We start from the raw sequence: 1,485 nt of genomic DNA, 5'->3' as shown, positions 1-1,485 counted from the left end.
CCACTCCAACGTCCAGGGCGACCGGACGATGGGCATCTACGAGAAGCCGAAGGCCGCGTTCCTGGACGCGCTCGCCGCCGAGTTCGGGTTCGAGCCGCCGCGCGAGCACGGCCTGGACACCGTCGACGCCATCCGCGCGATGCGGGACGGCAAGGTGAAGGTGTTCTTCGCGATGGGCGGCAACTTCGTCCGCGCGACCCCCGACTCGGACGTGACCGAGGCGGCGATGCGCAACTGCCGGCTGACCGTCCAGGTGTCGACGAAGCTGAACCGGTCGCACGCCGTCACGGGCGGGCGCGCGCTGATCCTGCCCGCGCTCGGCCGCACCGAGCGGGACGTGCAGGCGGGCGGCGAGCAGTTCGTGTCGGTCGAGGACTCCATGGGCATGGTGCACGCGTCGCGCGGCCGCCTCGCCCCCGCGTCGCCCCAGCTCAGGTCCGAGGTCGCGATCGTGACCGGGCTGGCGCGCCGGGTGCTCGGCGACCGGCACGGCATCCGCTGGGACAAGATGGAGCGCGACTACGACGTCATCCGCGACCACGTCGAGCGGGTCGTCCCCGGCTTCGAGGACTACAACGCGCGCGTGCGCGAGCCGGACGGGTTCACGCTGCCGCACGCGCCGCGCGACGAGCGCCGCTTCCCCACGGCGACCGGCAAGGCGAACTTCACCGCGAACACGCTGGAGGTGCTGCGCGTGCCGGAGGGCCGGCTGCTGCTCCAGACCGTCCGCAGCCACGACCAGTACAACACCACGATCTACGGGCTGGACGACCGCTACCGGGGCGTGAAGGCCGGGCGGCGCGTGGTCTTCGTCAACCCCGACGACCTCGCTACGCTCGGCCACGCCGACGGCGCGACCGTGGACCTGGTCTCGGAGTGGACCGACGGCACCGAGCGCCGCGCGCCCGGCTTCCGCGTCGTCGCCTACCCGACCGCGCGCGGCTGCGCGGCCGCGTACTTCCCCGAGACCAACGTCCTGGTGCCGCTGGACAGCACGGCCGACATCAGCAACACCCCCACGTCGAAGTCGGTGGTCGTCCGCCTGGAGGCCGCGCCGGCGTAGTCGTCCCGGGCCGCGGGGCGGGCCGTCCGACCGACCGCGCGGTCCGATGCCGGACACCGGCGGGGCCGGGGCGGGGGACGAGCGTAGGGTGTGCGGAGGTGCTCGTGGGAGTGGAGCGGGAAGGGCGTCCGTAACCGGCCGTATTGACCCGCGATACGCGGGTGGCCGGGGCTCCGACGGCGTACGATGCACCCATCCTGACGCTCCCATCCGACAGATCGACCCGACGCATCCCTAGTTCCCTCCCCTCCACGAGGTGACCGGTGACGGCACTGGCGGACGACCGGCACGGCGGCAACCTGCCCGCCGAGGTGACCCGGTTCATCGGCCGGCGGCGCGAGCTGGCCGAGGCCAGGCGCGTGCTGGCCCGCTCGCGCCTGGTCACGCTGACCGGCGTCGGCGGGGTCGGCAAGACGCGGCTG

Annotated in this window: 1 protein-coding gene; it reads left to right on the top strand. The window is 73.5% G+C overall.

Annotation, left to right across the window (positions count from 1 at the left end; translation table 11 throughout):
- Positions 1-1,063 (top strand): molybdopterin dinucleotide binding domain-containing protein (locus AB0J52_RS40225; RefSeq protein ID WP_500188447.1); only part of this gene is annotated, 1,063 nt, incomplete at its 5' end.
- Between the last annotated feature and the right edge of the window lie 422 nt (positions 1,064-1,485).

It is taken from the genome of Spirillospora sp. NPDC049652 (assembly GCF_040675125.1).
Taxonomy (GTDB): domain Bacteria; phylum Actinomycetota; class Actinomycetes; order Streptosporangiales; family Streptosporangiaceae; genus Spirillospora.
The sequence above is the reverse complement of the archived record's forward strand: the minus strand, read 5'-3'. Positions and strand labels throughout refer to the sequence as shown.